Origin of the sequence: Bradyrhizobium jicamae (assembly GCF_018130215.1) — a bacterium.
GTDB classification, from domain to species: Bacteria; Pseudomonadota; Alphaproteobacteria; order Rhizobiales; family Xanthobacteraceae; genus Bradyrhizobium; species Bradyrhizobium jicamae_A.
Window position 1 is genome coordinate 1 of sequence record NZ_JAFCKQ010000119.1, and the last position, 1690, is coordinate 1690.

The following is a 1690-nucleotide window of genomic DNA, read 5'->3' on the forward strand; positions in this document are numbered from 1 at the left end:
AGAGAGAACATTGCCTGAACGGCGCTCCCGAAAACCAACCTCCCGCAACTGTCCGCGATTTAGCGGAATCCCTGTCCTGAAATTACTGAAATCGCTGTCCGCGAATTACCGAAATCGGTGTCCGGAAATTGCCGAAACACGCACTATTGCGCCGACTACCAGTGCAGCCACTCCATGGCCGTCACGGCCGATCGGTGGTCGGACGATGTGAGGCTGTCTGATGTAGAGCCCCGCCTCGCCTGCTCCGCCTGCGACAATCGCGGCGCTGATATCCGTCCAAACTTCAATTGGGACATCAAGGAGCCGATCGGCGGCATGGGATTTCGATGAGCCTGCGTCTCTGGTCTCCTGACCTGGTCGCGCGGTGCGCGACGCGACCTTACGTCGCGCAGGCATTGGCCTAAATGCCCCTTGTTCAGGGACATACGCTGGACCAAATTGGCGCAGTGCGGCGTCGGCGCGCCGTGCTCACTAGACTTGTCGGTAGAGAGGCCTCGATGCGCTTACGCCTCCGCGTCGAGGTCTTTCGCTGTCTGCACGCAAAAACGCCGTCCGCTTAAATCTATCGCGGACGGCGGTTAGCTAGCCCCAGGAGGAAACAGCAAAATCCTGATGGGTATTAGCCTGCACTGTCGCGCGCCATGGAAAACTGCCCCCTCGGCGTCATGAGGAATTGCCCCCTCCTTGGATAGCCGAGGAGAGAGCGAATGAACGAGGAACGAATCACGGAAGGCTCGTCGTGGAGTGATCCACGGGGGCAGGTGATGAAGACGCCGGATGACGTGGCGGAGATGTTGCGCCTAAGGGCGTGCGGGTGGGGTCTGAAGCGGATCGCGCGGCAGCTGGGCTGCAGCCATCACACGGTGAAGGACTACGTGGCGGCGGGCGGGGTGAAGCCGTTCAAGTCACCTGAGCGTCCGAAGCGGCTCGATGGCCTTGAAGGTTGGCTGCGCGAGAGGTTCATTCGGCACCGCGGCAATGCGGATGTGGTGCGCCAGGACCTTTTGGCCGAGGAAGGCGTGGCAGTCAGCCGGCGAACGCTGCAACGGGCCGTGCAGCCCTATCGCCAGGCGCTGAAGGCCGAAGCGCTGGCGACGACGCGGTTCGAGACGCCCCCGGGGCGGCAGCTGCAGATCGACTTCGGCGAGCGCCTGGTCGAGATCGGCGGGGTGAAGATCAAAGCATTCGTGTTCGTGGCGACGCTCGGGCATTCGCGACGGCTGCATGTGCGTGCGTTCCGGGCCGAGAAGCAGGAGCACTGGTTTGCCGGGCTCGAGAGCGCGTTCACGACCTTCGGCGGCGTGCCGGAGGAAGTGCTGATGGACAATCCACGCGCGCTCGTGGTGCGCCACGACGCGGTGAGCCGGTCGGTTCAGTTTAACGACAAGCTCATCGCGTTCGCGAAGCATTGGGGCTTCCGTCCTCGCGCCTGCGCGCCGTATCGGGCGCGCACGAAGGGCAAGACGGAGAATGGCGTCGGCTACGTGAAGAAGAACGCGATCGCGGGGCATCCCTTCGCGAGCTGGGAGGCATTCGAGGCGCATCTCGCCGAGTGGGAGCGTGAGGTGGCGAACGTGCGTATCCATGGCACGACCGGCGAGGCGCCGATCGTCCGCTTTGCGCGTGACGAGGCACACCGGTTGAAGCCGCTCGGCGGGCAGCCGTCGTTTGGATCGTTGCGCGAACTGGC

At 63.5% G+C, this 1690-nt stretch carries 1 protein-coding gene; it reads left to right on the forward strand.

Annotated features, from left to right (window positions below; translation table 11 throughout):
• Positions 1–764: 764 nt before the first annotated feature.
• Positions 765–1690: IS21 family transposase (istA, locus tag JQ586_RS40210; RefSeq protein WP_249148695.1), on the forward strand; the 926-nt coding region annotated here is incomplete at its 3' end.